22 protein-coding genes and 1 rRNA gene are annotated in these 22,039 nt (G+C 31.6%); 13 read left to right on the forward strand and 10 right to left on the reverse strand.

The genetic code is table 11. From position 1 onward, the window contains the following. Positions 1–2: 2 nt before the first annotated feature. From CCUN_RS09740 to CCUN_RS02935, 4 genes are all read right to left on the reverse strand, one after another. Positions 3–140, reverse strand: a complete 138-nt coding sequence (locus CCUN_RS09740; protein WP_157258372.1) for a hypothetical protein — start codon at positions 138–140, stop codon at positions 3–5. 326 nt (positions 141–466) lie between these two features. Beyond that, positions 467–1,339 (reverse strand): fumarylacetoacetate hydrolase family protein, encoded by an 873-nt coding sequence (locus CCUN_RS02925; protein WP_027306328.1) that lies wholly within the window; start codon positions 1,337–1,339, stop codon positions 467–469. Then, positions 1,336–3,249, reverse strand: coding sequence for a mechanosensitive ion channel family protein (locus CCUN_RS02930; protein ID WP_027306327.1), 1,914 nt, complete (start codon positions 3,247–3,249; stop codon positions 1,336–1,338). Before CCUN_RS02930 ends, CCUN_RS02925 begins: the two co-directional genes overlap by 4 nt. After that, complete coding sequence (locus tag CCUN_RS02935) at positions 3,246–3,881, reverse strand: carbonic anhydrase (RefSeq protein WP_027306326.1); 636 nt, start codon at positions 3,879–3,881, stop codon at positions 3,246–3,248. Before CCUN_RS02935 ends, CCUN_RS02930 begins: the two co-directional genes overlap by 4 nt. A 149-nt stretch (positions 3,882–4,030) precedes the next feature. On the opposite strand from CCUN_RS02935, the gene CCUN_RS02940 reads away from it, so the two are divergent. The 7 genes from CCUN_RS02940 to CCUN_RS02970 all read left to right on the forward strand — a co-directional run bounded on the left by CCUN_RS02940 (position 4,031) and on the right by CCUN_RS02970 (position 9,162). After that, positions 4,031–4,726: a Bax inhibitor-1/YccA family protein gene (locus tag CCUN_RS02940; RefSeq protein ID WP_027306325.1), complete on the forward strand. Its 696-nt coding sequence runs from the start codon at positions 4,031–4,033 to the stop codon at positions 4,724–4,726. Between the two features lie 101 nt (positions 4,727–4,827). Further along, positions 4,828–5,187, forward strand: coding sequence for a preprotein translocase subunit SecG (gene secG / locus CCUN_RS02945; protein ID WP_027306324.1), 360 nt, complete (start codon positions 4,828–4,830; stop codon positions 5,185–5,187). Positions 5,188–5,196: 9 nt separating this feature from the next. Further along, positions 5,197–5,754 (forward strand): ribosome recycling factor, encoded by a 558-nt coding sequence (frr, locus tag CCUN_RS02950; RefSeq protein ID WP_027306323.1) that lies wholly within the window; start codon positions 5,197–5,199, stop codon positions 5,752–5,754. Positions 5,755–5,756: 2 nt separating this feature from the next. Then, the gene (gene pyrE, locus CCUN_RS02955) at positions 5,757–6,365 is read left to right on the forward strand and encodes an orotate phosphoribosyltransferase (RefSeq protein WP_027306322.1); all 609 of its coding nucleotides are present in this window, start codon (positions 5,757–5,759) and stop codon (positions 6,363–6,365) included. After that, positions 6,365–6,775, forward strand: a complete 411-nt coding sequence (locus CCUN_RS02960; RefSeq protein ID WP_027306321.1) for an RDD family protein — start codon at positions 6,365–6,367, stop codon at positions 6,773–6,775. Before pyrE ends, CCUN_RS02960 begins: the two co-directional genes overlap by 1 nt. A gap of 13 nt (positions 6,776–6,788) precedes the next feature. Continuing rightward, positions 6,789–7,811 (forward strand): ribonucleotide-diphosphate reductase subunit beta, encoded by a 1,023-nt coding sequence (locus tag CCUN_RS02965; RefSeq protein ID WP_027306320.1) that lies wholly within the window; start codon positions 6,789–6,791, stop codon positions 7,809–7,811. Next, on the forward strand, positions 7,801–9,162 hold the full coding sequence (locus CCUN_RS02970) for a nicotinate phosphoribosyltransferase (RefSeq protein WP_027306319.1): 1,362 nt from the start codon (positions 7,801–7,803) through the stop codon (positions 9,160–9,162). Before CCUN_RS02965 ends, CCUN_RS02970 begins: the two co-directional genes overlap by 11 nt. Here CCUN_RS02970 and CCUN_RS02975 read toward each other — a convergent pair. Beyond that, on the reverse strand, positions 9,143–9,679 hold the full coding sequence (locus tag CCUN_RS02975; RefSeq protein ID WP_027306318.1) for a gamma carbonic anhydrase family protein: 537 nt from the start codon (positions 9,677–9,679) through the stop codon (positions 9,143–9,145). The two genes, CCUN_RS02970 and CCUN_RS02975, sit on opposite strands and share 20 nt — an antisense overlap. Positions 9,680–9,754: 75 nt before the next feature. Between CCUN_RS02975 and CCUN_RS02980 the strand changes: the two genes are divergently transcribed. Beyond that, positions 9,755–10,387, forward strand: a complete 633-nt coding sequence (locus tag CCUN_RS02980) for a protein-L-isoaspartate(D-aspartate) O-methyltransferase (RefSeq protein ID WP_027306317.1) — start codon at positions 9,755–9,757, stop codon at positions 10,385–10,387. A 276-nt stretch (positions 10,388–10,663) separates the two neighbouring features. Here the strand turns inward: CCUN_RS02980 and CCUN_RS02985 are convergent, their stop codons facing one another. The 4 genes from CCUN_RS02985 to CCUN_RS03000 are packed head-to-tail and all read right to left on the reverse strand — an operon-like array spanning position 10,664 to position 14,377. Continuing rightward, entirely contained in the window at positions 10,664–11,404 is a 741-nt protein-coding gene (locus CCUN_RS02985) for a phosphate ABC transporter ATP-binding protein (protein ID WP_027306316.1), read from the reverse strand. Beyond that, positions 11,401–12,483, reverse strand: a complete 1,083-nt coding sequence (pstA, locus tag CCUN_RS02990; RefSeq protein WP_027306315.1) for a phosphate ABC transporter permease PstA — start codon at positions 12,481–12,483, stop codon at positions 11,401–11,403. The genes CCUN_RS02985 and pstA overlap by 4 nt, the downstream gene beginning before the upstream one ends. Then, entirely contained in the window at positions 12,480–13,394 is a 915-nt protein-coding gene (gene pstC, locus CCUN_RS02995; protein WP_027306314.1) for a phosphate ABC transporter permease subunit PstC, read from the reverse strand. Before pstC ends, pstA begins: the two co-directional genes overlap by 4 nt. Beyond that, positions 13,394–14,377 carry a substrate-binding domain-containing protein gene (locus tag CCUN_RS03000; RefSeq protein ID WP_027306313.1) on the reverse strand — a complete coding sequence of 328 codons (984 nt, stop codon included), beginning with the start codon at positions 14,375–14,377 and terminating at the stop codon, positions 13,394–13,396. The genes pstC and CCUN_RS03000 overlap by 1 nt, the downstream gene beginning before the upstream one ends. 920 nt (positions 14,378–15,297) lie before the next feature. Here CCUN_RS03000 and CCUN_RS03010 point away from each other — a divergent pair. The 3 genes from CCUN_RS03010 (at position 15,298) to proB (ending at position 19,268) form a co-directional block, all read left to right on the forward strand. Continuing rightward, positions 15,298–16,810, forward strand: a 16S ribosomal RNA gene (locus CCUN_RS03010). A gap of 1,363 nt (positions 16,811–18,173) precedes the next feature. Then, positions 18,174–18,491: a hypothetical protein gene (locus tag CCUN_RS03015; RefSeq protein ID WP_027306311.1), complete on the forward strand. Its 318-nt coding sequence runs from the start codon at positions 18,174–18,176 to the stop codon at positions 18,489–18,491. Positions 18,492–18,500: 9 nt separating this feature from the next. Next, positions 18,501–19,268: a glutamate 5-kinase gene (gene proB, locus CCUN_RS03020; protein WP_027306310.1), complete on the forward strand. Its 768-nt coding sequence runs from the start codon at positions 18,501–18,503 to the stop codon at positions 19,266–19,268. Between the two features lie 170 nt (positions 19,269–19,438). Here proB and nth read toward each other — a convergent pair whose 3' ends face one another. Then, entirely contained in the window at positions 19,439–20,071 is a 633-nt protein-coding gene (gene nth, locus CCUN_RS03025) for an endonuclease III (RefSeq protein WP_027306309.1), read from the reverse strand. A gap of 82 nt (positions 20,072–20,153) precedes the next feature. Here nth and CCUN_RS03030 point away from each other — a divergent pair, with 82 nt between their 5' ends. Together CCUN_RS03030 and fbaA are read left to right on the forward strand one after the other, a co-directional pair. After that, the gene (locus CCUN_RS03030; protein ID WP_027306308.1) at positions 20,154–20,969 is read left to right on the forward strand and encodes a peptidylprolyl isomerase; all 816 of its coding nucleotides are present in this window, start codon (positions 20,154–20,156) and stop codon (positions 20,967–20,969) included. Next, the gene (gene fbaA / locus CCUN_RS03035; RefSeq protein ID WP_027306307.1) at positions 20,969–22,033 is read left to right on the forward strand and encodes a class II fructose-bisphosphate aldolase; all 1,065 of its coding nucleotides are present in this window, start codon (positions 20,969–20,971) and stop codon (positions 22,031–22,033) included. The genes CCUN_RS03030 and fbaA overlap by 1 nt, the downstream gene beginning before the upstream one ends. The last annotated feature ends 6 nt before the right edge of the window (positions 22,034–22,039 follow it).

Below are 22,039 nucleotides of genomic sequence, written 5' to 3' on the forward strand. Positions count from 1 at the left end.
CTTCAATGTGTTGGAATTTTGATACGCTTTTGTGAAGATTCTTGCGTAGCATTTATATCTTTAGAATTTTGCTCATGTTCATAAAAATTTTGGGCAAAAACCATATTTAAAAAAACTAGAATAAAAAAAAATCTCAACATTTTAATCCTCCAAAAAAATATTTTAATACTTTTAGGTTAATTAAAAAAATTTATTTAAAATCTAATATAAATCTTAAATCTAAAAAATTTAATGGCTTTTTATAAAAATTAAGTATTTATGATATTATTTTAAATCTTAATATAAAATATTTTTTATTATGCTTATTTTATATAAGTATTTATATTAAAATTATATTTAATTTTTATGAAGTTTAAAAAGCAAAAATCTCACGATTGAAATTAATAAAATATTAAATTCTTAAATATATTTATGCTTTTTATAGCATTATACTTAAAAAAATTTTTATGACTAAAAATTTAATGGCTTATTTTTTGACGATTTTATTGCAGAGTTTGCCTAAATTTTCAATCACACAGCACACCTCATCATTTTCTTTTAAAAATTGAGGAGGATTTAGCCCCATTCCTACTCCACTCGGTGTTCCCATAGAAATGATACTTCCAGCCTTTAAACGCATTCCAGCACTAAGTTCTTCTAAAACATAAGCGATATTGAAAATGAAAAATTCTGTATTTGAATTTTGTCTGAGTTCGCCATTGACATAGCTTTGCAAAGCAAGTTTTGGCGGGTAAGCAATCTCATCAGCACTCACCAAATAAGGTCCCATTATCGTGCTGCCTTCTAAACTTTTTGCACGATAAAATTGTTTATGCTGTTTTTGAAGATCTCTTGCTGAAATATCGTTAATGATGGTATATCCAAAGATATAAGCCTTTGCATCTAAAGCCTTGATTTTATAAGCTTCTTTGCCTAAAACAAAAGCGAGTTCGCATTCATAATCAAGCTCTTTTGTAACTTCTTCGTGCAAATAAAGATTTGCATAAGGAGCGGTTGTTGCATTGACGCGTTTGCTAAAATATACAGGAGATTGTCTTTCTTCAAATTTCTCACCTTTAAATCGTGCGGATTCTTTAGCATGATCTAAAAAATTAATCCCCAAACAAATAATATCTTGTAAGGGCGTGATGATAGGAGCTAAAATCTCTTCTTTTGGAATTTTTAAACTTGGAATTTTTTCTAAATTTTCAAGTTTAAAACGATATTTTTCATAATTTAAAATGAAATCATTCATATCCCTTGCATCAATTCCTAAATCCTTAAGACAAACCACTTCTTCTTTAGCATTTAAAACCCCTAAACAAGGTTCATTATTTAAAAGAAAATTGAGAAATTTCATTTTTTAACTCCTAAATCTTCAAGTTTTGGCGGAAAATTTTCCAAATAAATGCTACGACTTGGAAAGGCAAAAGACAATCCATTTTTTTCAACAATCCTCATCACTTCAAGTAAAATTTGATGCCTTGCCTCTCTAAAATCTTTTCCTGAAATACTTTTGATATAAAAATCAAGCTCGATATTGATAGAACTTTCGCCAAAATCACTTAAAGTGATATAAGAAGATTTTTTATAGCCCTCTAAATCATCGATTGAAACCAAATTTTGACGATATTTCGTCCTATAATCTCCATATTTTAAGGCTCCATCATCTTCATGGGCAATTAAAGGGCAGGTGTCAATAAATTCTTTCAAATCCTTAACGCAAGACTCAAGTTGCTGTGCATTTGCATCATAGGTTACTCCGACATAGGTTTTCATTCTGCGTCCCATTTGTCTTCTGCTTAAATTTTCAATGTTTGCAGCCATAATCGCGGAATTTGGTAAAAAAACCAAAGAATTATCAAAGGTCCTTATGCTTGTTTTTCTAAGTCCTGTTTCAACGACATTGCCCTCAATTCCTGCCACTTTAATCCAATCTCCCTGATTAAAACTATCATCAAATAAAAGCAAGACTGAAGCAAAGAAATTCGCAATGATGTCTTTAGCCGCTAAAGCCACTGCTAAACCGCCTATTCCTAGCGAAGCAATAATGGCTGAAATATTAAAACCAAGTTGAGATAAGACAAAAAGTGCAGCGATGATAATCACAACAAAATATAAAATTTTTATCGCCAAATTGATGATTTCTCTTTTTCCACTCTTTTCTGCAAATTTTGAAACAAAAACCACTCCATAACTATCCAAAATTACAAGCAGAGTCCAAGTGATAAAAATTGCATAAATAATATAAAACAGATTTGAGATTTTAAGCGGAGTAGGAGCTGGATAAAATGCGATAGAAACGCAAATGCTTGCAGCATAAATAATCAATAAATATCCTATAGGTTTTTTAATCTTTTCAACAAATATACTCTTAATCGCATTAGGATCGAATTTGTCTTTATTGCGATAAATAACTTCAACAAGGAAAAAATAAAGCAAGTAAGAGAAAAATTTCCTAAAAGAAGCAAAGAAAATAATCACCAAAATCGAAACAATCGTTTTGCCGACATTAAAAAAATTTATATTTACAAATTCATTGATTTTATCAATCCAAATTTGAAGTTTAAAAACACTAAAAAAATAATTGCTTTGAAGCAAATTTGCATTGTTTTTAAGGTATTTAAAAATTTCATTATAGGAATTGATAATCAACTCAACTTCTCTTTCTTTAATGTTAATTTCTTCTAATTCTTCAGAATTTTTAATCCTGTCTTTTTGCTCTTTTATGTCATAATTTGTATTTTTTTCTAATTTTTCCATAGCAGAATCTATGGTTTTTACTAAGGTTGTGCTATCTGTATTGTTCTTAAAAAGCTTTTCAATATCAAGCAAAGAAGAATAAAAACTCTCAATTGCCCTTAAATGTGTCAAATCAAGCGTAGTTTTTGCATAGGTAAAATCATTTTTTTTATTTTTATTTTGTAAATTTTCTAATTCTCTTTTAATCTTAAAAAAATTTTTAACTCTATCTTCATCAATATTTTGTTCAGTAATGTGTAAAGGAATTTTTTCAAGAATTTGATTTTTCTTTTTTTGAAAATCATTTAATATTTCTTTACTTGCATTTTTTTCTTTATTTTTATATTGTTCAAGCTCATTATTTAAATTAATATATTGACGCACTAAATTATAGACATCTTCTTTTGTTTCTTCATTCATAATCGCACTTTGATTTTCATCTAAAATTTGATTTTCATCTAAAATTTCAGACTCTTTGGCAAAAGCACTTAAAATCAAAAACATTAAAATCCAAAGAATTTTTCTCATTGTTCTCTCCTATTTTGAATTAAGCTAAAATTTTGTGTTTTAATATCGCATTCGTAAATTTCGCCCGTTTCTATAATATAATACCAAGCATGAATTTCCATTTTGCCTTCTTCTAAAGCTTCTTTGATTCCCGGATAAGTTAAAAGATTTTGCAAGGAATTGAGTAAATTAAGCTTTTCAGTAAGCCATGAACGCATAGCTAAATCCTCTTTTGCAAAAAGTAAAACGCTTTTTTTAATAGAATCTAAAATGCTCAGCCATTTTTTAAAATTTGGAGCAGATTCTAATTCTTTTTCTTCTGCATAAAGAGCATTACAACCTCCACAATTACTATGTCCGCAAACGACTATATTTTTTACCTTTAAAGCATTTACAGCATATTCTATTGCTGAAGTTGTCGCCAAATAATCACTCCCTATATGATAAGGAGGAATGATATTTGCTACATTGCGTATTACAAAAAGATCGCCCGGACCTGTATTTGTAATCAAATTTGGAATCACTCTAGAATCCGAACAACCTATAAAAAGAGTATGGGGGCTTTGTTTATTTTTCAAACTTGCAAAAAGCTCTTTATGCTCTTTAAAATCTTCTTGCATAAATTTAATAGCCCCGTTGATTAAATCTTGCATCATCAATCCTATATATTTTTTAAAAAAATCATTATAACAAAGATTTGGTAAAACTTAAATTTTTTAAATATTTTATTTTTTTTACTTCTTGTTAAACTTTTTATGATAAGTTTTTAAAATCTAAACAAATATAATTAAGGGAGAAAATTATGAGTCTTTATGATAGAGATTATTCTAAATCAAGAGAATTTGCAACTTCACACCCTTCAAGTGAGCTTAGCAATTTTATCAAGCAAACTTATCAGCTTTTTGCTGCATCTTTACTTGCTGCAAGTGTGGGGGCTTATGTAGGAGTTTTTGTTTTAGCTGGATTATTTTTTCAATCTATGGCAACTTTTTGGATACTTTTTGCCGTTGAAATCGGATTGCTCTTTGCTTTAATGTATAAAAAAAGAGAGGCACCGCTGAATTTAGTCCTACTCTTTGCTTTTACTTTTTGTTCGGGGCTAACCCTTGCACCAACAATTATACTTACTCTTTCTTTACCAGAAGGTGGAGTGATTGTAGCACAAGCCTTTACTTTAACTACAGTTGCTTTTGGTGCATTAAGCATTTTTGCAATGAATACCAAAAGAGATTTTACAACTATGGGAAAAGCTCTTTTTATTGTTTTAATTGTCGTGGTGGTTGCTTCGTTACTCAATCTTTTCATTCAAAGTAGTCCTTTGAGCTTGTTTATTTCAGGTGTTGCTGCAATTTTATTTTCGTTTTATATTCTTTATGACACACAAAATATTATTCGCGGAAATTATGAAACCCCTGTCGAAGGTGCTGTGGCTCTTTATCTTGACTTTATTAATCTTTTTATCTCTCTTCTTAATATTTTAAGAAGTGTTAATCGATAAATTTCTATGGGACTTCCCATAGAAATTTTTTAAAATTCAAATCTTTTCAAGCTAAAATTTGCTAATATTTTCATTTTAATTCTAAAAATCTAGGAAGAATTATGATTACTCTTTTGATTATCTTGCAATTTATTATTGTTGTGATTATTTGCATTGCCATTTTGTTGCAAAAAAGCTCAAGTATAGGACTTGGAGCTTATAGTGGAAGCAATGAAAGTCTTTTTGGTGCTAAGGGTCCGGCAGGATTTTTAGCTAAATTTACTTTTGTTATGGGTTTATTACTCATCACAAATACAATAGCTTTAGGCTATCTTTATAATACAGCAAGTAAAGATTCTTTGGCTGAAAAAATTGTTGAAAGCAATACAAGCATTCCTCCAAGCGTCCCAAATAATGCCAATATTCCTTCACCTGCTCCTAGTGCTCCACAACTTTCAAATGATACAAATGCTACAAATTAAAGGAAAACGATGTTGAATGAAATTTTTAATAAACAAAAAAGTCAAAATGAAAAGAGTCTTGAAGCCTTGAAAAAGGAATTTACAACCTTAAGAACAGGCAAGGTGAATATCCATATTTTAGACCATATCCTTATAGATTATTATGGTTCTCAAACTCCTTTAAATCAAGTTGCAACCATACTTGCAAATGATGCTTCAACTCTTAGCATCACTCCTTGGGAAAAAACAATGCTCAAAACGATAGAAAGTGCTATCGCAGCAGCTAATATCGGAGTTAATCCTAACAACGATGGGGAAAGTGTAAAACTTTTTTTCCCTCCTATGACAAGAGAACAAAGAGAAGAAAATGTCAAACAAGCTAAAGCTATGGGTGAAAAAGCTAAAATTTCTATAAGAAATATAAGAAAAGATGCAAATGATTCGATAAAAAAACTTGAAAAAGACAAAGCTCTTTCAGAAGATGAAGCCAAAAAAGCCTACGATGAAGTGCAAAAACTTACGGATAATTATATTACAAAAATTGACGAAAGTGTCAAAAATAAAGAAAGTGAGCTTTTAAAGGTTTAAGAATGAATCTAGAATCAATTTATAAAGAATGCAAGGCGTATTTAAGCGGACATTTTTTGTTAAGCTCGGGCAAACACTCCGGATTTTATTTACAAAGTGCAAAGGTTTTAGAAAATCCTCAACTTGCCGACAAGCTTTGTAAAGAATTGAGCTTAGTAATAGAACAATATGGGCTTGATTTTGATAGCATTTGCTCTCCTGCTTTAGGGGGCATACTTGCAGGATATGAACTCGCAAGAGCGTGTAAAAAAAGATTTATTTTCACTGAAAGAGTCAATGGAAAAATGACTTTAAGAAGAGGTTTTGAGGTCAAAGATAAAGAAAAATTCATAATTTGTGAAGATATTATCACCACAGGTGGAAGTGCCTTAGAAAGTGCCAAAGTTTTAGAGGATTTAGGTGCAGTGGTTGTAGGTTTTGCAGCTTTAGCAAATCGCGGTTTTTGTGCAGTTAAGAATCTTAATACAAATTCTAAAGTCAATGCTAAACTCCCCGAAAATTTACCTCTATTTGCCTTAGGAAATTTTGATTTTGAAATCTATGATGAAGAGCATTGCCCTTTTTGTAAAGAAGGCAGCAAGGCTGTAAAACCCGGAAGTCGCACAAATTAATGAAAACTAAAGCAAAAATTGCCTCAAGATGGTTAAGATTTAGGGCTTTGCTTGTAGATGTTTTTTTAATTTATGTGCCGATTTTGTATCTATTTTATTTCATACTTGGTTCTAAGGAAGCTTTTTTAAACAATTCTTTCGTAACAAGCTTTTGCACTTTTCTTTTTGGTTTTATCCAAGCTTTGTTTTTGGTTAAAAAGGCACAGAGTCCGGGTCTTAGAGCGTATGATTTGTATTTGATTGATGTGAATACAGGTGGGAAATTAAGTTTTCTTAAAATTATTTTAAGATATATAATATTTATTGTGAGCTTTGGATTGCTCATCGGTTTTTTTGTCAGTTTTCTAAGAAAAGATGCCCTAAGTTTGCATGATGTTTTAACGCAGAGTTGCATAGTTACAAAAGTTTAAAAGAAAGGTTCAAATGCAAAGAAAAAGAATTTACAATCCGAATTCAAATGAAACTTTAACAAACAGAAAAATTTTCTCAGGAAATCCCCATGGAATTTTAAATTTTACAAAGGCTAAATACACTTGGGCTTTGAAACTTTGGGACCTTATGGAGGCAAATACTTGGTTTCCAAAAGAGGTGGATACAACTAAAGACGCTTTGGATTATCGCTGTAATCTTACAGCAGGTGAAAAAAGGATGTATGATCTTGTTTGGTCTCAACTCATTTCAATGGATAGTTTTCAAACAAATAATCTTGCTGATAATATCAATCCTTATATCACAGCACCTGAAATCAATGCCGTTTTAGCAAGACAAGCCTATGAGGAGGCTAATCATTCTAAATCCTATGCTGTAATGGTCGAAGCGGTTTGTGATAATACGGATTTGATTTATGAAATGGAAAAACATGATGAGACTTTAAGAGAAAAGAATGATTTTATTTCAAGCATTTATGAAGAGCTTGCTGATGATGTGGATGATAATAAGCTTTTGCTTGCTATGGTGGCAAATCAAATTTTAGAGGGTGTGTATTTTTATAGTGGTTTTACGGCAATCTACGCCCTTGCAAGAGCTGGTAAAATGCTGGGTTCAGCTCAAATGATTCGCTTCATTCAAAGAGATGAAATCACGCATTTGCTTTTGTTTCAACATATGATTAATTCTGTGCGTAAAGAAAGAGCGGATTTGTTTCATAATGACAATATCAATAAAATTTATGAAATGTTTCATAGGGCTGGAGAATTAGAAATCAAATGGGGTAAATACATTACGCAAAATCAAATTATGGGTTTTACCGATGATATTATTGAGGAATATATCCATTATTTGGTTGATCAAAGACTTAGTGCGATTAATCTTGATCGTCTTTATAATGCCAAACACCCTATCAAATGGGTTGATGATTTTTCTAAATTCAATGACCAAAAAAGTAATTTTTTTGAAAGTAAAGTGACAAATTATTCTAAAGGTAGTATAAGTTTTGATGATTTTTAAACAAAATTTAGCCTTACTTTGCGATTTTTATGAGCTTACTATGGCTCATGGATATTTTAAAAATGGAAAAAAAGATCAAATTTGCTATTTTGATATTTTTTTTCGTAGAATTCCTGATGATGGGGAATTTGCAATTTTTGCAGGGCTTGAAAATATTTTAACTTTTATAGAAAATTTACATTTTGATAAAGAGGATATTGATTTTTTAAGAAAGCAAAATTTTTTTAGTGAAGAATTTTTGCAATTTTTAAGTGAATTTAAATTCAGTGGAGAAATTTATGCACTCAACGAGGGAGAGGTTATTTTTCCTAATGAACCCTTACTTTGTATTAAAGCAACCGCGATAGAAGCACAACTTTTAGAAACTTTTTTACTCTTAAGCATCAATCATCAAAGTTTAATCGCAACAAAGGCAAATCGTATTGTAAGGGCTGCAAAGGGACGCGATGTTTTTGAATTTGGTGCGAGAAGAGCTCACGGAGTGGGTGCGGCTTTAGATGGTGCGAGGGCTGCGATTATCGGTGGTTGCAAAGCAAGTTCTTGCACTTTGGCAGGAAAACTTTATGATATAAGCCTGTGTGGAACTATGGCACATTCTTGGGTGCAAATGTTTGAAGATGAATACACCGCTTTTTGTGAATATCTAAAAATTTATCCACAAAATCCTACTTTACTCATTGATACTTACAATATTGATTTAGGACTTGAAAATGCTATGAGGGCTTTTAAACATTTTGGGATTAAAGAGGGGGCTGTGAGGCTTGATTCTGGAAATTTAGCACAATTGAGTAGAAAAATTAGAAAAAAACTTGATTTAGCAGGTTTTAAAAAATGTAAAATCATTGTTTCAAATTCCTTAGATGAAACAAGCATTAAAACCTTACTTAAAGCACCTATTGACAGCTTTGGGGTGGGCGAAAAGCTCATTACCGCTTCAAACAATCCAATTTTTGGCTGTGTCTATAAACTTGTTGCCATTGAAGAAAATGGTATCATCAAACCTAAAATTAAAATCAGCGAGGATCCTGAAAAAATCATCAATCCCCATTTCAAAAAACTTTATAGAATTTATGATAAAAATTCACATGAAGCCCTTTATGACAAGCTTTGTATTTATAATGAGAATTTAAAATTAAGCTCAAAACTAGAGAGTAAAGAGCTTTTGAGTCTCGTTTTTAAAGAAGGAAAACGCACTCAAAAGCCTAAAACTTTAAGTGAAATTCAAAATTATGCTAAAGAACAAATTTCAAAACTCAATCCTAAGCTTTTAAAAGCTAAACAAAAATACGCGATTAAACTCTCAAACAAACTTGAAAAAATCAAAAATTCTCTCAAAGAAAATCATCTTTAAAATGCACATAATTTTGAGCTGAAATTTTCAAAAAGGCTAATTCTTCTTCTTTTAATTCTCGCACAAATTTGGCAGGATTGCCAAGAATCAAAGAGCGAGGCGGAAATTTTTTACCCTTAGTTACTACACTTCCTGCACCCACTATGCTATCCTCTTCTATGAGTGCATCATCCATTACAACCGCATTCATACCAATCAAAACCCTATCTTTAATCGTGCAAGCATGGATAACACAATTGTGTCCTATAGTAACATCATCGCCTATAGAAGTTGGAAAACCTGCGTCTTTGAGTGAGCCATCTTCATTGAATTCTCTGTGCCAAACATGGATTGTGGTTAAATCTTGTATATTAGTTCTTTTGCCGATTTTAATGAAATTCACATCAGCCCTTAAAACGCAATTAAACCAAACACTGCTTTCATCACCGATTTCTACTTCTCCGATGATTTTAGCTCCTTGTGCAATGAAAACATTTTGTCCTATTTTAGGATTTTTACCTTTAAATGCAATCAACATTTTTTCTCCTTTTTAATATAGTATATCTAAAATAATTTATTTTTTTTAGATACAATTACAATTTAAGGAGAAAAAATGAATTCTTTTGAGAAAAAACGTTGCGAAGCTATGGCAGAAGAAATTGCCCATAGAATTTTTATCAATGAAGAGCTTTTTAATGCTTTTTGTGAAGTTCCTCGAGAAATTTTCTCTCCTCTTAAGGCTCATTCTTATCGTCTTGATGCGTTACCTTTAGCGAATTCTCAATGGATTAGCTCACCTTTAACGGTTGCTAAAATGACTATGGCTTTAAATTGCAAAGATGCAGATAGTGTTTTAGAAATAGGCTGTGGAAGCGGATACCAAGCTGCAATTTTAAGCCGTATTATACGACGCGTTTTTACAATAGAGCGTATAGAAAAACTTGCGAAAAATGCGGCACAAATTTTTAGAGAATTAGGATTTAGCAATATTAATGTACGTTTTGATGATGGGCAAAATGGTTGGAAAAAATACGCTCCCTATGATAGAATTTTATTTTCAGCTTATACGACTCAAATTCCTGAAATTTTAATTGACCAGCTTAGTGATGGTGGAATTTTAATTGCACCTATAGTGCATAATGGAAAGCAGTTTATCACAAGATTGATTAAAAATGGTATGAATTTGCAAAAAGAAATTTTAGAAGAATGTCTTTTTGTGCCCATACTTGATGGCAAAGAAGCTTAAATCATCTTTGAGAATTTTAAAAACATTAAGGATAACTTCAAATTTTGCTTTGTAAGATGTTAAATTTTTAGGTATTAAAAATTTAAAATAAAATACAACTTTTATATTAAAAATTGACTCATTTGCTAAAAATGAAGCAAAAATTTAAAAATCTATCATTGAGCTTGAATTTCATCATAATTTTTAGTCTTTTGCAAAACTGATTTAAAATTTTGCAAAAGAAAAATAACATTAAATATAAAAATCGCATTGAAATGAATTTTGATTAAAAGAATTTCACCCAAAAGCTCCGCTCAAATAAGCTCTGGTTTTTTCTTTTTGTGCATTTGTAAAAAAAGTTTGACTTTGTCCAAATTCCACAAGCTCACCCAGATGAAAAAATGCGGTATAATCGGCTATGCGTCTGGCTTGTTGCATATTATGAGTGACCATAATCATAGAAAGATTAAGGCTTAATTCCTTTAAAAGTTCCTCAATAATTCCAGAAGAAATGGGATCAAGTGCCGAAGTCGGTTCATCTAACAATAAAAGAGTCGGCTTAATCGCTAAAGCCCTTGCAATACAAAGCCTTTGCTGTTGTCCGCCTGAAAGTGCTAAAGCATTTTGTTTAAGTTTGTCCTTAACCTCTTTAAAAAGCCCAACTTTTTCAAGACAATCTACAACCAAATTTTCCTCTTCTTGTTTATTTTTAACCATGGCATGAAGTCTTGGCGCATAAGAAATATTCTCATAAATGCTTTTAACAAAAACATTAGGTTGCTGAAAAACCATACCAACCTTTTTTCTAAGAGCTGTTTCATTTTGAATTTTAACATCTTCTTCATCAACCTCAACGAGTCCATAAATTTTAGCAATTTTGTCATTCATGCGATTAAAGCATCTTAAAAATGTTGATTTTCCACAACCTGAAGCACCGATGAGTGCGGTGATTTTATTTTTAGAAATTTCCATATTAATATCAAATAAAGCCTGTTTTTTTCCATAAAATAAATTTAAATTTGTAGTTTTTGCAATCATTTTATTCTTCCTTGAAAATATTTTCTTAAAAATATAGCACTTAAATTTAAAAACAAGACCATAAATAAAAGCACTATAATACCCGCTGCTGTCTTTTCTAAAAAAGCCCTCTCTGGCATAGAGGACCAAGAATAAATTTGAGTACTTAAAACGCTAGTAGGTTCAAAAATATTTTGTGCCACATCGGGTATAAAAGCCAACATACCAACAATCATCAAAGGAGCTGTTTCTCCAATGGCTTGAGCTAAAGCAAGTATAGAACCTGTCAGTATCATAGGCATTGCTAAAGGAAGGCTGACGGCTCTTATCATTTGGAATTTTGTCATACCAAGTGCGTAGGCTGCATTTTTTATATTCTCATCAACACTCTTTAAAGCGGCTTGAGTTGAAACTATAATGAGTGGAAGACTCATCAAAGCCAAAGTCACTCCTCCAACAAGAGCAGAAGAGCGGGGCATACCAAACAAAGCTATAAACACTCCAAGCCCTAAAAGTCCAAACAAGATACTAGGAACACTTGCGAGATTATTGATACACACCACAATCAAATGGGTTATAAAATTTTTTGGAGCTAATTCTTCTAAATAAATCGCTGCACCTATACCTACACTCATACATACTAGCATACATACAAGCATGCATTGTAAGCTTCCTATCATAGCCGCTAGAATTCCAGCGTTTTCAGGAGATTTAGAATCTCCATTTAAAAAGAAAGTTGTATTAAATCTAAGCTCAATCCTTTTTTCTTGCTTCAACAAATCCACCAAAGCCTTTTGCTTATCGTCCAATCGATTGTAATTTTCTTTCATATAAGCATCAACTTCGGAATTTGCTAGAAACCAAGAAGTTTCTTTGATTTGTCCGGATCTTATCTTTCTTTGCTCTGCACGTGATAAAAGCTCATAATAAGAATTTTCACCATTTTCAACCAAAATATAACTTTGCTTAAAAGCTCCAATTCCTAAGAAAAATACACTGCCTAAAAAAATACAAAGAAAGACTAAATTACTCAAAAGTGCAAATTTGCAAAATCTTTTAAAATTCTTTGAAGCTTTTTGTCTTTTTTTAAATAAAGTCATAAATTTTTCCTTTTATGAAAACGATTGATGAGATAAACACTCAATATATTGATCATCAAAGTTAAAATAAAAAGCACAAAACCCAGAGAAAAAGCACTCAAAGTTAAAGAGCTATCAAAAGCTTGATCTCCGCTTAAAGCTTCAACAATTTTAACGGTAACAGTTGTCATATCTTCTAAAAAATTCATAGTTAAATTAGGTCTTAAACTTGCAGCCATAACAACAATCATCGTTTCTCCTAAAGCACGGGAAAGCCCTAAAAGACAAGCTGCGATAATGCCACTTAAACTTTCAGGTAAAATCACAGCAAAAACGAGTTCTTTTTTTGTCATACCCAAAGCAAGTGCAGCATTGATTCTTTTTGTGCTTACGCTTTCAATGCAATCAGAAGACAAAGAAGCAACAATAGGCACTATCATAATACCCATAATAAATCCCGCCCCCAAAGCACTTTGAAAACTTGCTTCTATACCGAAAAGACTGAAAAACCATACTATAAAAGGGGCTATAACAATCGCGGCAAAAAAACCAAAAACCACAGTTGGAATAGCTGCTATAATTTCAAGGACAGGCCTTAAATAATTTTTAGATTTTTTACCTGCAAAAACACTCAAATAAATTGCACACGCTATCCCTAAAGGCAAAGCTGTTATCATAGCAATGAGTGAGATGTAAAAAGTCCCCCAAAAAAGAGCTAAAGCACCAAATTGACCCTCTTTACTTTCACCATCGGCTCCTACAAACGCAACATCGGCTGTCCATTGAGATGAAAATAAAAAAGTAAAAACGCTTTCTCTTTGAAAAAATTTCAAAGCCTCAATTAAAATTGTGAGCATAATAGCAAAACTCACTACTACGCTCACTAAAGCACACAAATAAAGAATAAAATGAATGATTTTTTCTTTTACCATTAAAATATTTTTCCAGCCTTAATAAGTTGTTCATTGAGTAAAGTTTTATTTTCTATATGTTTTTGCATAGTTTTTAAATCCTCATCACTTAAAGGCACGAGACCTATTTTTTCAAGTTCTCCTCCACTTTTTGCAAGCTCATCGCTTAAATAAATTTTTGCAAAATCAAAAACCTTTGGATTTTTCTTTGTATTGATATAGATAAACAAACTTCTAGCAAGTTTGTAACTTCCATTTGAAATATTGCTCTCATTTGGCTCAATATCATCAATCTTTGTTGCATTAATCTTATCTTGATTATTAACTAAAAAGCCATATCCAAAAAGACCAAAAGCATCTTTATCCACTGAAAGCTTTGAAATGATTAAATTATCATTTTCTCCACTTGGTATATAAGCTGCGTCAGCTCTTATATCTTTATAAGGTTTTTCATATTCTTTAAAGGTTTTAGAGGTATTAAGCATAACAAGCTCTTCTAAGGTATCTCTTGTTCCAGAGCTTGATGGAGGTCCGTAAATGGTAATCTTACGATTTGGTAGGTCCTTATTGATTTGATTCCAATGCGTATAGGGATTTGGAACAAGCTTACCATCTTGTGGCACTTCTTTAGCTAAAGCTAAGAATAAATCTTTTAGGGTGATGTTTAAATGAGGATTGATTTTATTTTGTGCTAAAACTATACCATCATAACCTATCATAATGCCCATTATATCGGTTACTCCTGCTTGTTTGCATGCTTGAAATTCTGATTCTTTCATCATTCTTGAAGCATTCGCAACATCGCTAATATTTTCGCAAAACACTTTAAATCCCCCACCCGTTCCTAAGCTCTCTACTATAGGTGTTTTAACCTTTTTGATTAAAGCATATTCTTCAGCCACAAAAGTGCTAAAAGGATAAACCGTGCTTGAACCTGCTATTTTTAAATCCTGTGCATAAAGTAAAGATGTTAATAATACTGCTGCACTGATGAGTTTTTTCATATTTTCTCCTCGAATTTTTAAAAAATAATGCAAGTTTAAAAAAATTTGGAAACTTTTTGGATACTTTATTGAATGAAAATTTTAAAAAATTTTCTAAAAAACTTTGTCAATTTCGAATCATGGTTGTATTGATAAATTTTTTAATCAGTTTTGAAAACAAGATTGAATTGAAAATGATGGGATATAAGATTTTTTTAAATTTATTTTATTTTTTTAAATTTTTTGTATTATTAAGTAAATAATTTCACTATTAAAAGGAGAAAAAGATGCTTTCAAAACAAGTTGTAAAATTGCTCAATGAGTAAATTGTTAAAGAAATTTCAATCTTTTTTATCAAATCAAATTTTTTCCCTTATCCCCCTCAACCTTTACATCAAATACTATGATAAAAAATACCATTTAATTTTAATTTAAAAATTTAATATTGCTTTATATTTTTTAATATTTTACTTCATATCAAAAAACTTTTTTTAAAAAAAATAAAATTTTTATTCAAAAAATAACCATAAATTCCTTAATCCTCCCTTTTCAGTTCTTCATCTTAATCCCAAAAAATGCAAAAACCCTGCAAAGAATTTAAAACCTCATTAATTAATATCTCTTTAAGTTTCTTTAGCTATAATTTTATTTCTTTTTTTAATTTTAAGCAAGGGATTAAAATATTTGATTCTAAGGGAGAGTTTTTAAAAGAATTAAAATTCTTAAGCTTAGACTTGTATTAAAATCACACTTAAATTTAAAAAGTTTTTGCAAAGGATTTTAAAAAGATTTTTTGCTTGTGTTCTTTAAATTGAGATATTGTTATTTCATTCTTATAGTCAATCTTTGAAATCTAAACAAGTGATCGATTGAGTCAAAAAGCTTTTAAGCTTTTATATTTTTTTCTTAAATTTTGAGAAAAAAGATTAAACAATCCAAATTTTATGGAGAGTTTGATCCTGGCTCAGAGTGAACGCTGGCGGCGTGCCTAATACATGCAAGTCGAACGATGAAGCTTCTAGCTTGCTAGAAGTGGATTAGTGGCGCACGGGTGAGTAAGGTATAGTTAATCTGCCCTACACTAGGGAATAACACTTAGAAATGAGTGCTAATACCCTATACTCCTATTGAACCTAAGTTTAATAGGGAAAGTTTTTCGGTGTAGGATGAGGCTATATAGTATCAGCTAGTTGGTGGGGTAAAGGCTTACCAAGGCTATGACGCTTAACTGGTCTGAGAGGATGATCAGTCACACTGGAACTGAGACACGGTCCAGACTCCTACGGGAGGCAGCAGTAGGGAATATTGCGCAATGGGCGAAAGCCTGACGCAGCAACGCCGCGTGGAGGATGACACTTTTCGGAGCGTAAACTCCTTTTCTTAGGGAAGAACTTTGACGGTACCTAAGGAATAAGCACCGGCTAACTCCGTGCCAGCAGCCGCGGTAATACGGAGGGTGCAAGCGTTACTCGGAATCACTGGGCGTAAAGGGCGCGTAGGCGGATTATCAAGTCTTTTGTGAAATCTAATGGCTTAACCATTAAACTGCTTGAGAAACTGATAGTCTAGAGTGGGGGAGAGGCAGATGGAATTGGTGGTGTAGGGGTAAAATCCGTAGATATCACCAAGAATACCCATTGCGAAGGCGATCTGCTGGAACTTAACTGACGCTAAGGCGCGAAAGCGTGGGGAGCAAACAGGATTAGATACCCTGGTAGTCCACGCCCTAAACGATGTATGCTAGTTGTTGGAGTGCTAGTCATTTCAGTAATGCAGCTAACGCATTAAGCATACCGCCTGGGGAGTACGGTCGCAAGATTAAAACTCAAAGGAATAGACGGGGACCCGCACAAGCGGTGGAGCATGTGGTTTAATTCGAGGATACGCGAAGAACCTTACCTGGGCTTGATATCCTAAGAACCCTATAGAGATATGGGGGTGCTAGCTTGCTAGAACTTAGAGACAGGTGCTGCACGGCTGTCGTCAGCTCGTGTCGTGAGATGTTGGGTTAAGTCCCGCAACGAGCGCAACCCACGTATTTAGTTGCTAACAGCTCGGCTGAGCACTCTAAATAGACTGCCTTCGTAAGGAGGAGGAAGGTGTGGACGACGTCAAGTCATCATGGCCCTTATGCCCAGGGCGACACACGTGCTACAATGGCATATACAATGAGACGCAATACCGCGAGGTGGAGCAAATCTATAAAATATGTCCCAGTTCGGATTGTTCTCTGCAACTCGAGAGCATAAAGCCGGAATCGCTAGTAATCGCAAATCAGCCATGTTGCGGTGAATACGTTCCCGGGTCTTGTACTCACCGCCCGTCACACCATGGGAGTTGATTTCACTCGAAGAGGGGATGCTAAATCGGCTACTCTCCACAGTGGAATCAGCGACTGGGGTGAAGTCGTAACAAGGTAACCGTAGGAGAACCTGCGGTTGGATCACCTCCTTTCTAGAGTACTTAAGTGATGAGTCTCACAACTATCACTTTAAAATAAAACTCAATAGTCCTTGTTTGGATTTTAAAGATTGATGTAAAGGCTAAGCCTTATCATTATTAGTGTAAAACACAGACTTCAATAAACATTTCATTAATACAAATTTCATTAATACAGATTTAATAAAATTATGGTAAGAATTTATTAGTGTTTTTGAATTAAAACTTATTTTATTATAATCCATTGTTTTATGAATGCATTATAAAACACAGCTTTTTAAACAAACACATTCTTAGCAAGAAATCATCAAAAAATGATTAAAAGATGCATTGTGTGAATAAGACACTTTTAAAACATAATCATTTTAATCTTTGACTCATTGTTTCAATGAATAATCTTTTATAAGGCATTGAGTTTCTTGTTGATAATGTGAAGAAAGAGCTTAAGATGATAAGAATGTTTGATTTTTTTTACTTCTGTGATGATGATATGTTAGCTCTATATTTCTTAGGTATTTTTGCAATATGCATTCTTGCAGGAGTGATTTATGCAAAATTAAAACCCTAACAAGATATTTTCTAAAAATAATATTTATTTTTGTTGATTTAATTCTTAGCATTGTCTCTGCTTTTCATCTTAAAATCTGTTAAGAAGCCATAAAAGAAACTCGTTTTATTCTATATATTTATTTAAAAATAACAAAGATATTTAAAAAGATATTTAAAATATTTTTATATTCTAAATCTTATAATAAGCTTTCTTAGTTCTTATGAAAATAAAATATCAATATTAATCTTAAATTCTAAGCATTGAAAAAAGATATGATATTAAATAATAAAAATTAAAATAAAAAATGATTTGAATGTAAAGAATGTTGTTTTTTAAATCATTATAAATATAAAAGAATGTATTTTTAAAATGATAAAAATCTTTTTTATCATTTTAGAATTGATATAAAAGATTAAGATGATGATTTCATAAAATAATCATTTCATAAGATAATCATTAAATTGATGATTAAATTCTTAAAAAAGTGTTGTTGATTGAGAAAGAAAATTCACAAATGAGACTCAATGTTTAAAGAATTTTAATCTTAATGAGTGAAAAATCAATTGAGAATTTTTGCTTGTGGGTTTGTGATTTTTTTTGGGGGGGGGCTAAAAATTAAAAAAATAACAAAGAGCTTATCAATCAATTTTATTGATTGATAATAAATTGATTGATAATAAAATATTGAGAAAATTTTATAATATATTGAAAGTTTTTTTAGAGAAAAGCAGGCTTATAATTTATATGTATAAATAAAAACTAAATTTTTAAAATTTTTAAGAAATTTTAGATAAAATTTGAAAAATTTAGTTTTTAAGGGTTAAAAAATTGGCGAGTAGCGTAGAATTTAAAGATTTTGTTATGGAACAACTTCAACAGAATTCTTTTAATTTTAATTTTAGTTTTAGAAAAATGTTTGGAGAATATTTTATTTATCTTAATCGGCAACCCGCTTTTTTAATTTGTAATGATATAGTATATGTCAAGCCCTTTGAAGAATTAAAAATTCTTTTAAAAGATAATGAGCTTTCGCGTCCTTTTAAAGGAGCTAAAGAATGGTTTGTTTTAGATATAGAAGAGAGCGAAATCTTAAGCAAACTTATAAAAATTTTAGCTAGAATTTTGCCAAAATATTATAAAAATTAATGAGTAAAAATGCAAAGAATTGTCATTAAAATCGGTTCTCATATTATCAGTGAAAAGCACACTTTAAGCCATGAAAGACTTAAAAATTTGGTGGAATTTTTAGCTCAAATTATGGATAAATATGAAGTGATTGTCGTAACTTCAGCTGCAACTTCTACCGGAAATACGAAATTAAGTTTAGATAGAACTTTGTTGATTAACAAACAGGTTTTAGCAGCTGTGGGACAGCCTTATTTGATTGCAAGTTATAATGAATATTTAGCAAAATACGGCAAACTTAGCGGACAAATTTTGCTCACTCCTAAGGATTTTAAATTTAAAAAATCAAAGCAAAATGTTAAAAATGTTATTGAAGCAATGCTTGATTATAAAATTTTGCCTATTATCAATGAAAACGATGTTACTGCGACAGAAGAGTATTTTTTTGGAGACAATGATAGTTTATCATCTTTGGTAACATATTATTGCAATGCAGATTTATTAGTTATTTTAAGCGATATTGATGGTTTTTATGATAAAAATCCTCATTCTTTTAAAAACGTTAAAAGATTTGATAAAATAGAAAAAGTCAAAAAAAAATGGCTCAAAGATGAAGCAAAAGGTGGAAGCGAACACGGAACAGGCGGCATAATTACAAAGCTTAAAGCAGCTCGGTTTTTACTCGGTAAAAATAAAAAAATGTTTTTATGCAGTGGTTTTGATCTCAAAGTTGCAAGGACTTTTTTGCTTGAAAATAAACAAATTGGCGGCACTTTATTTGAAAAACTTGATGCATAAAATTGATTTAAAGCTTTGATTAAAATTTTTTATCAAAATGAAATCTTAATGACAAAAAAGCTTAATTTGCGATTCTTTGCTTAAAAAACCTAAATTCATTATCATAGAAAATAAATCTGTTGAATTTTTCAAAACGATTTTTTGTAAAATTAAGCTTTTTAAGAATCATTTTAATCAAGCTCAATTTCTTTATCCTTGCTTTGACAGAGATGGCTTAAAAAACATTCTTTGCATAAAGGTTTTTTAGCTTTACAAGTGTAGCGTCCAAACAATACCATAGCTTGATGTAAATGATTCAACTCATCTTTAAAAATTTTTATCAAATCCTCTTCAGTGGCTTGAGCTGTCTTAGCCTTACTTAATCCCAAACGATGAGAAACACGAAAGACATGAGTATCCACAGCCATAAGATTTGCCCCGCACCATTCGATTAATACAACATGGGCTGTTTTTTGTCCCACACCTGCTAAGGATTTTAGTTTTTCTTCATCGAGTGGAATTTCTTCGTTAAAATCATTGCATACGGCTTGAGCCATTTTGATGAGATTTTGTGCTTTATTATTAAAAAATGAGCAACTTTGTATATAAGTTTTTAAGCTTGATAAATTAGCATTTGCTAAAGATTTTATATCCGGATAAGCTTTAAAAAGTTTAGGAGTGATGAGATTAACTCTTTTATCCGTGCATTGAGCTGAAAGCATGACGCAAACGATAAGTTCGTAAAGATTATTGAATTTAAGCTCGGTTTTAGCTCTATCAAAATGTTTTAAAAAAAGTTCTTTGATTTGTAAATTTCTTTTCATTTTTTTATTTTAGTTAATTAGCTTTAAACTAAGTTGAGATATAATAACTCTTAAATAAATATTTTTTACAAAAGGAAGAACTATGAAAAAAATTTCTTTAATTGCGGCAAGTTTGATTGTGAGCGTAAGCCTTAATGCAGCCACAGTGGCTACTCTTAATGGTAAAAATATCAGTGATACAGAAATCAATGAGGCTTTTGCACCAGTGCTTAGAGGGCAAGATTTTAAAAATCTTCCAGAGCAACAAAAAAAGGCTTTAATCAATGAATACATCGCACAACAATTATTTCTAGAAGATGCTAAAAAACAAAATTTAGAAAAAGATTCCCTTTATAAAGAAGAGCTTGAAAAGGTTAAAGATGCGGTTTTGCTTAAGGTTTATCAAGAAAAACTTTTTAGCACAATTAAAATTGATTCTTCAAAAGTTAAAGCCTATTATGAGCAAAATAAAAATGAATTTGTTAAACCTGCGAGGGCTAAAGCCAGACATATTTTAGTTGAAAGTGAAAAAGAGGCAAAAGATATTATCTCTCAACTTAGTAATTTAAAAGGTAAGGCTTTAGAGGATAAATTTGCCGAAATTGCAAGGGAAAGATCGATCGATCCGGGTTCTGCTACTCAAGGAGGAGAGCTTGGTTGGTTTGATCAATCTAATATGGTAAAACCTTTTACTGACGCTGCGTTTTCTCTTAAAAATGGAGAAATGACAAAAATTCCTGTAAAAACAAATTTTGGTTATCATATCATCTTAAAAGAAAATTCTCAAGCAAAAGAGCAAGTTAAATTTGATGAAGTTAAAAAAGGCATAGAAAATAGATTAAAGCTTGAAGAATTACAAAAACTTATGGCTGAAAAAGGTAGAACTTTGTTTCAAAATTCTAAGGTGGAATACAAATAATGGGTGTTTTGAATTTAGTTAAAGCTGGTGTTGTTAGTGGTGATGAGCTTAATAAAGTCTATGAATATGCTAAAACAGAAAGCTTTGCTATCCCTGCAGTTAATGTTGTAGGGACAAATTCCATCAATGCAGTTTTAGAAACCGCTAAAAAGGTCAATTCACCTGTAATCATCCAGTTTTCTAATGGAGGGGCGAAATTTTATGCAGGAAAAAATTGCCCCAATGGCGATGTTCTAGGAGCAATCAGCGGAGCAAAACATGTGCATTTGCTTGCTAAAGCTTATGGAGTTCCTGTGATTTTGCATACAGATCACGCCGCGAGAAAGCTGCTTTCTTGGATTGATGGACTTATTGATGCGAATGCTGAATTTAAAACTCAACATTCTCAAGCTCTTTTTAGCTCTCATATGCTTGATTTAAGCGAGGAGAATTTAGAAGAAAATTTAAGCACTTGCGAAGAATATCTTAAAAGACTTGATTCTTTAGGAATTTGTCTTGAAATTGAGCTTGGTTGCACAGGTGGGGAAGAAGATGGAGTGGATAATACAGATATTGATAATTCTAAGCTTTACACTCAACCGCAAGATGTAGCTTTAGCCTTTGAAAGATTGAGTAAAATCAGCGATAAATTTTCTATAGCGGCAAGTTTTGGTAACGTGCATGGAGTCTATAAGCCCGGCAATGTGAAATTAAGTCCAGAAATTCTTAAAAATTCTCAAAAATATATCAAGGATAAATTTAAACTGACAAAAGATAAGCCTATTAATTTTGTTTTTCATGGAGGAAGTGGAAGCGAATTAAGCGATATAAGAGCGGCTGTGAGTTATGGTGTGATTAAGATGAATATCGATACAGATACTCAATGGGCATTTTGGGACGGAGTTCGAGGATATGAGTTCGAAAATAGAGCCTATTTGCAAGGGCAAATTGGCAATCCGCAGGGTGAAGATAAGCCTAATAAAAAATATTACGACCCAAGAGTGTGGTTAAGAGCGGGTGAAGAAAGTATGATTAGGCGACTTGAAATTGCTTTTGAAGATTTAAATTGCGTTAATAGAAATTAAAAACTA

This window comes from Campylobacter cuniculorum DSM 23162 = LMG 24588 (genome assembly GCF_002104335.1).
Classification (GTDB): Bacteria; Campylobacterota; Campylobacteria; order Campylobacterales; family Campylobacteraceae; genus Campylobacter_D; species Campylobacter_D cuniculorum.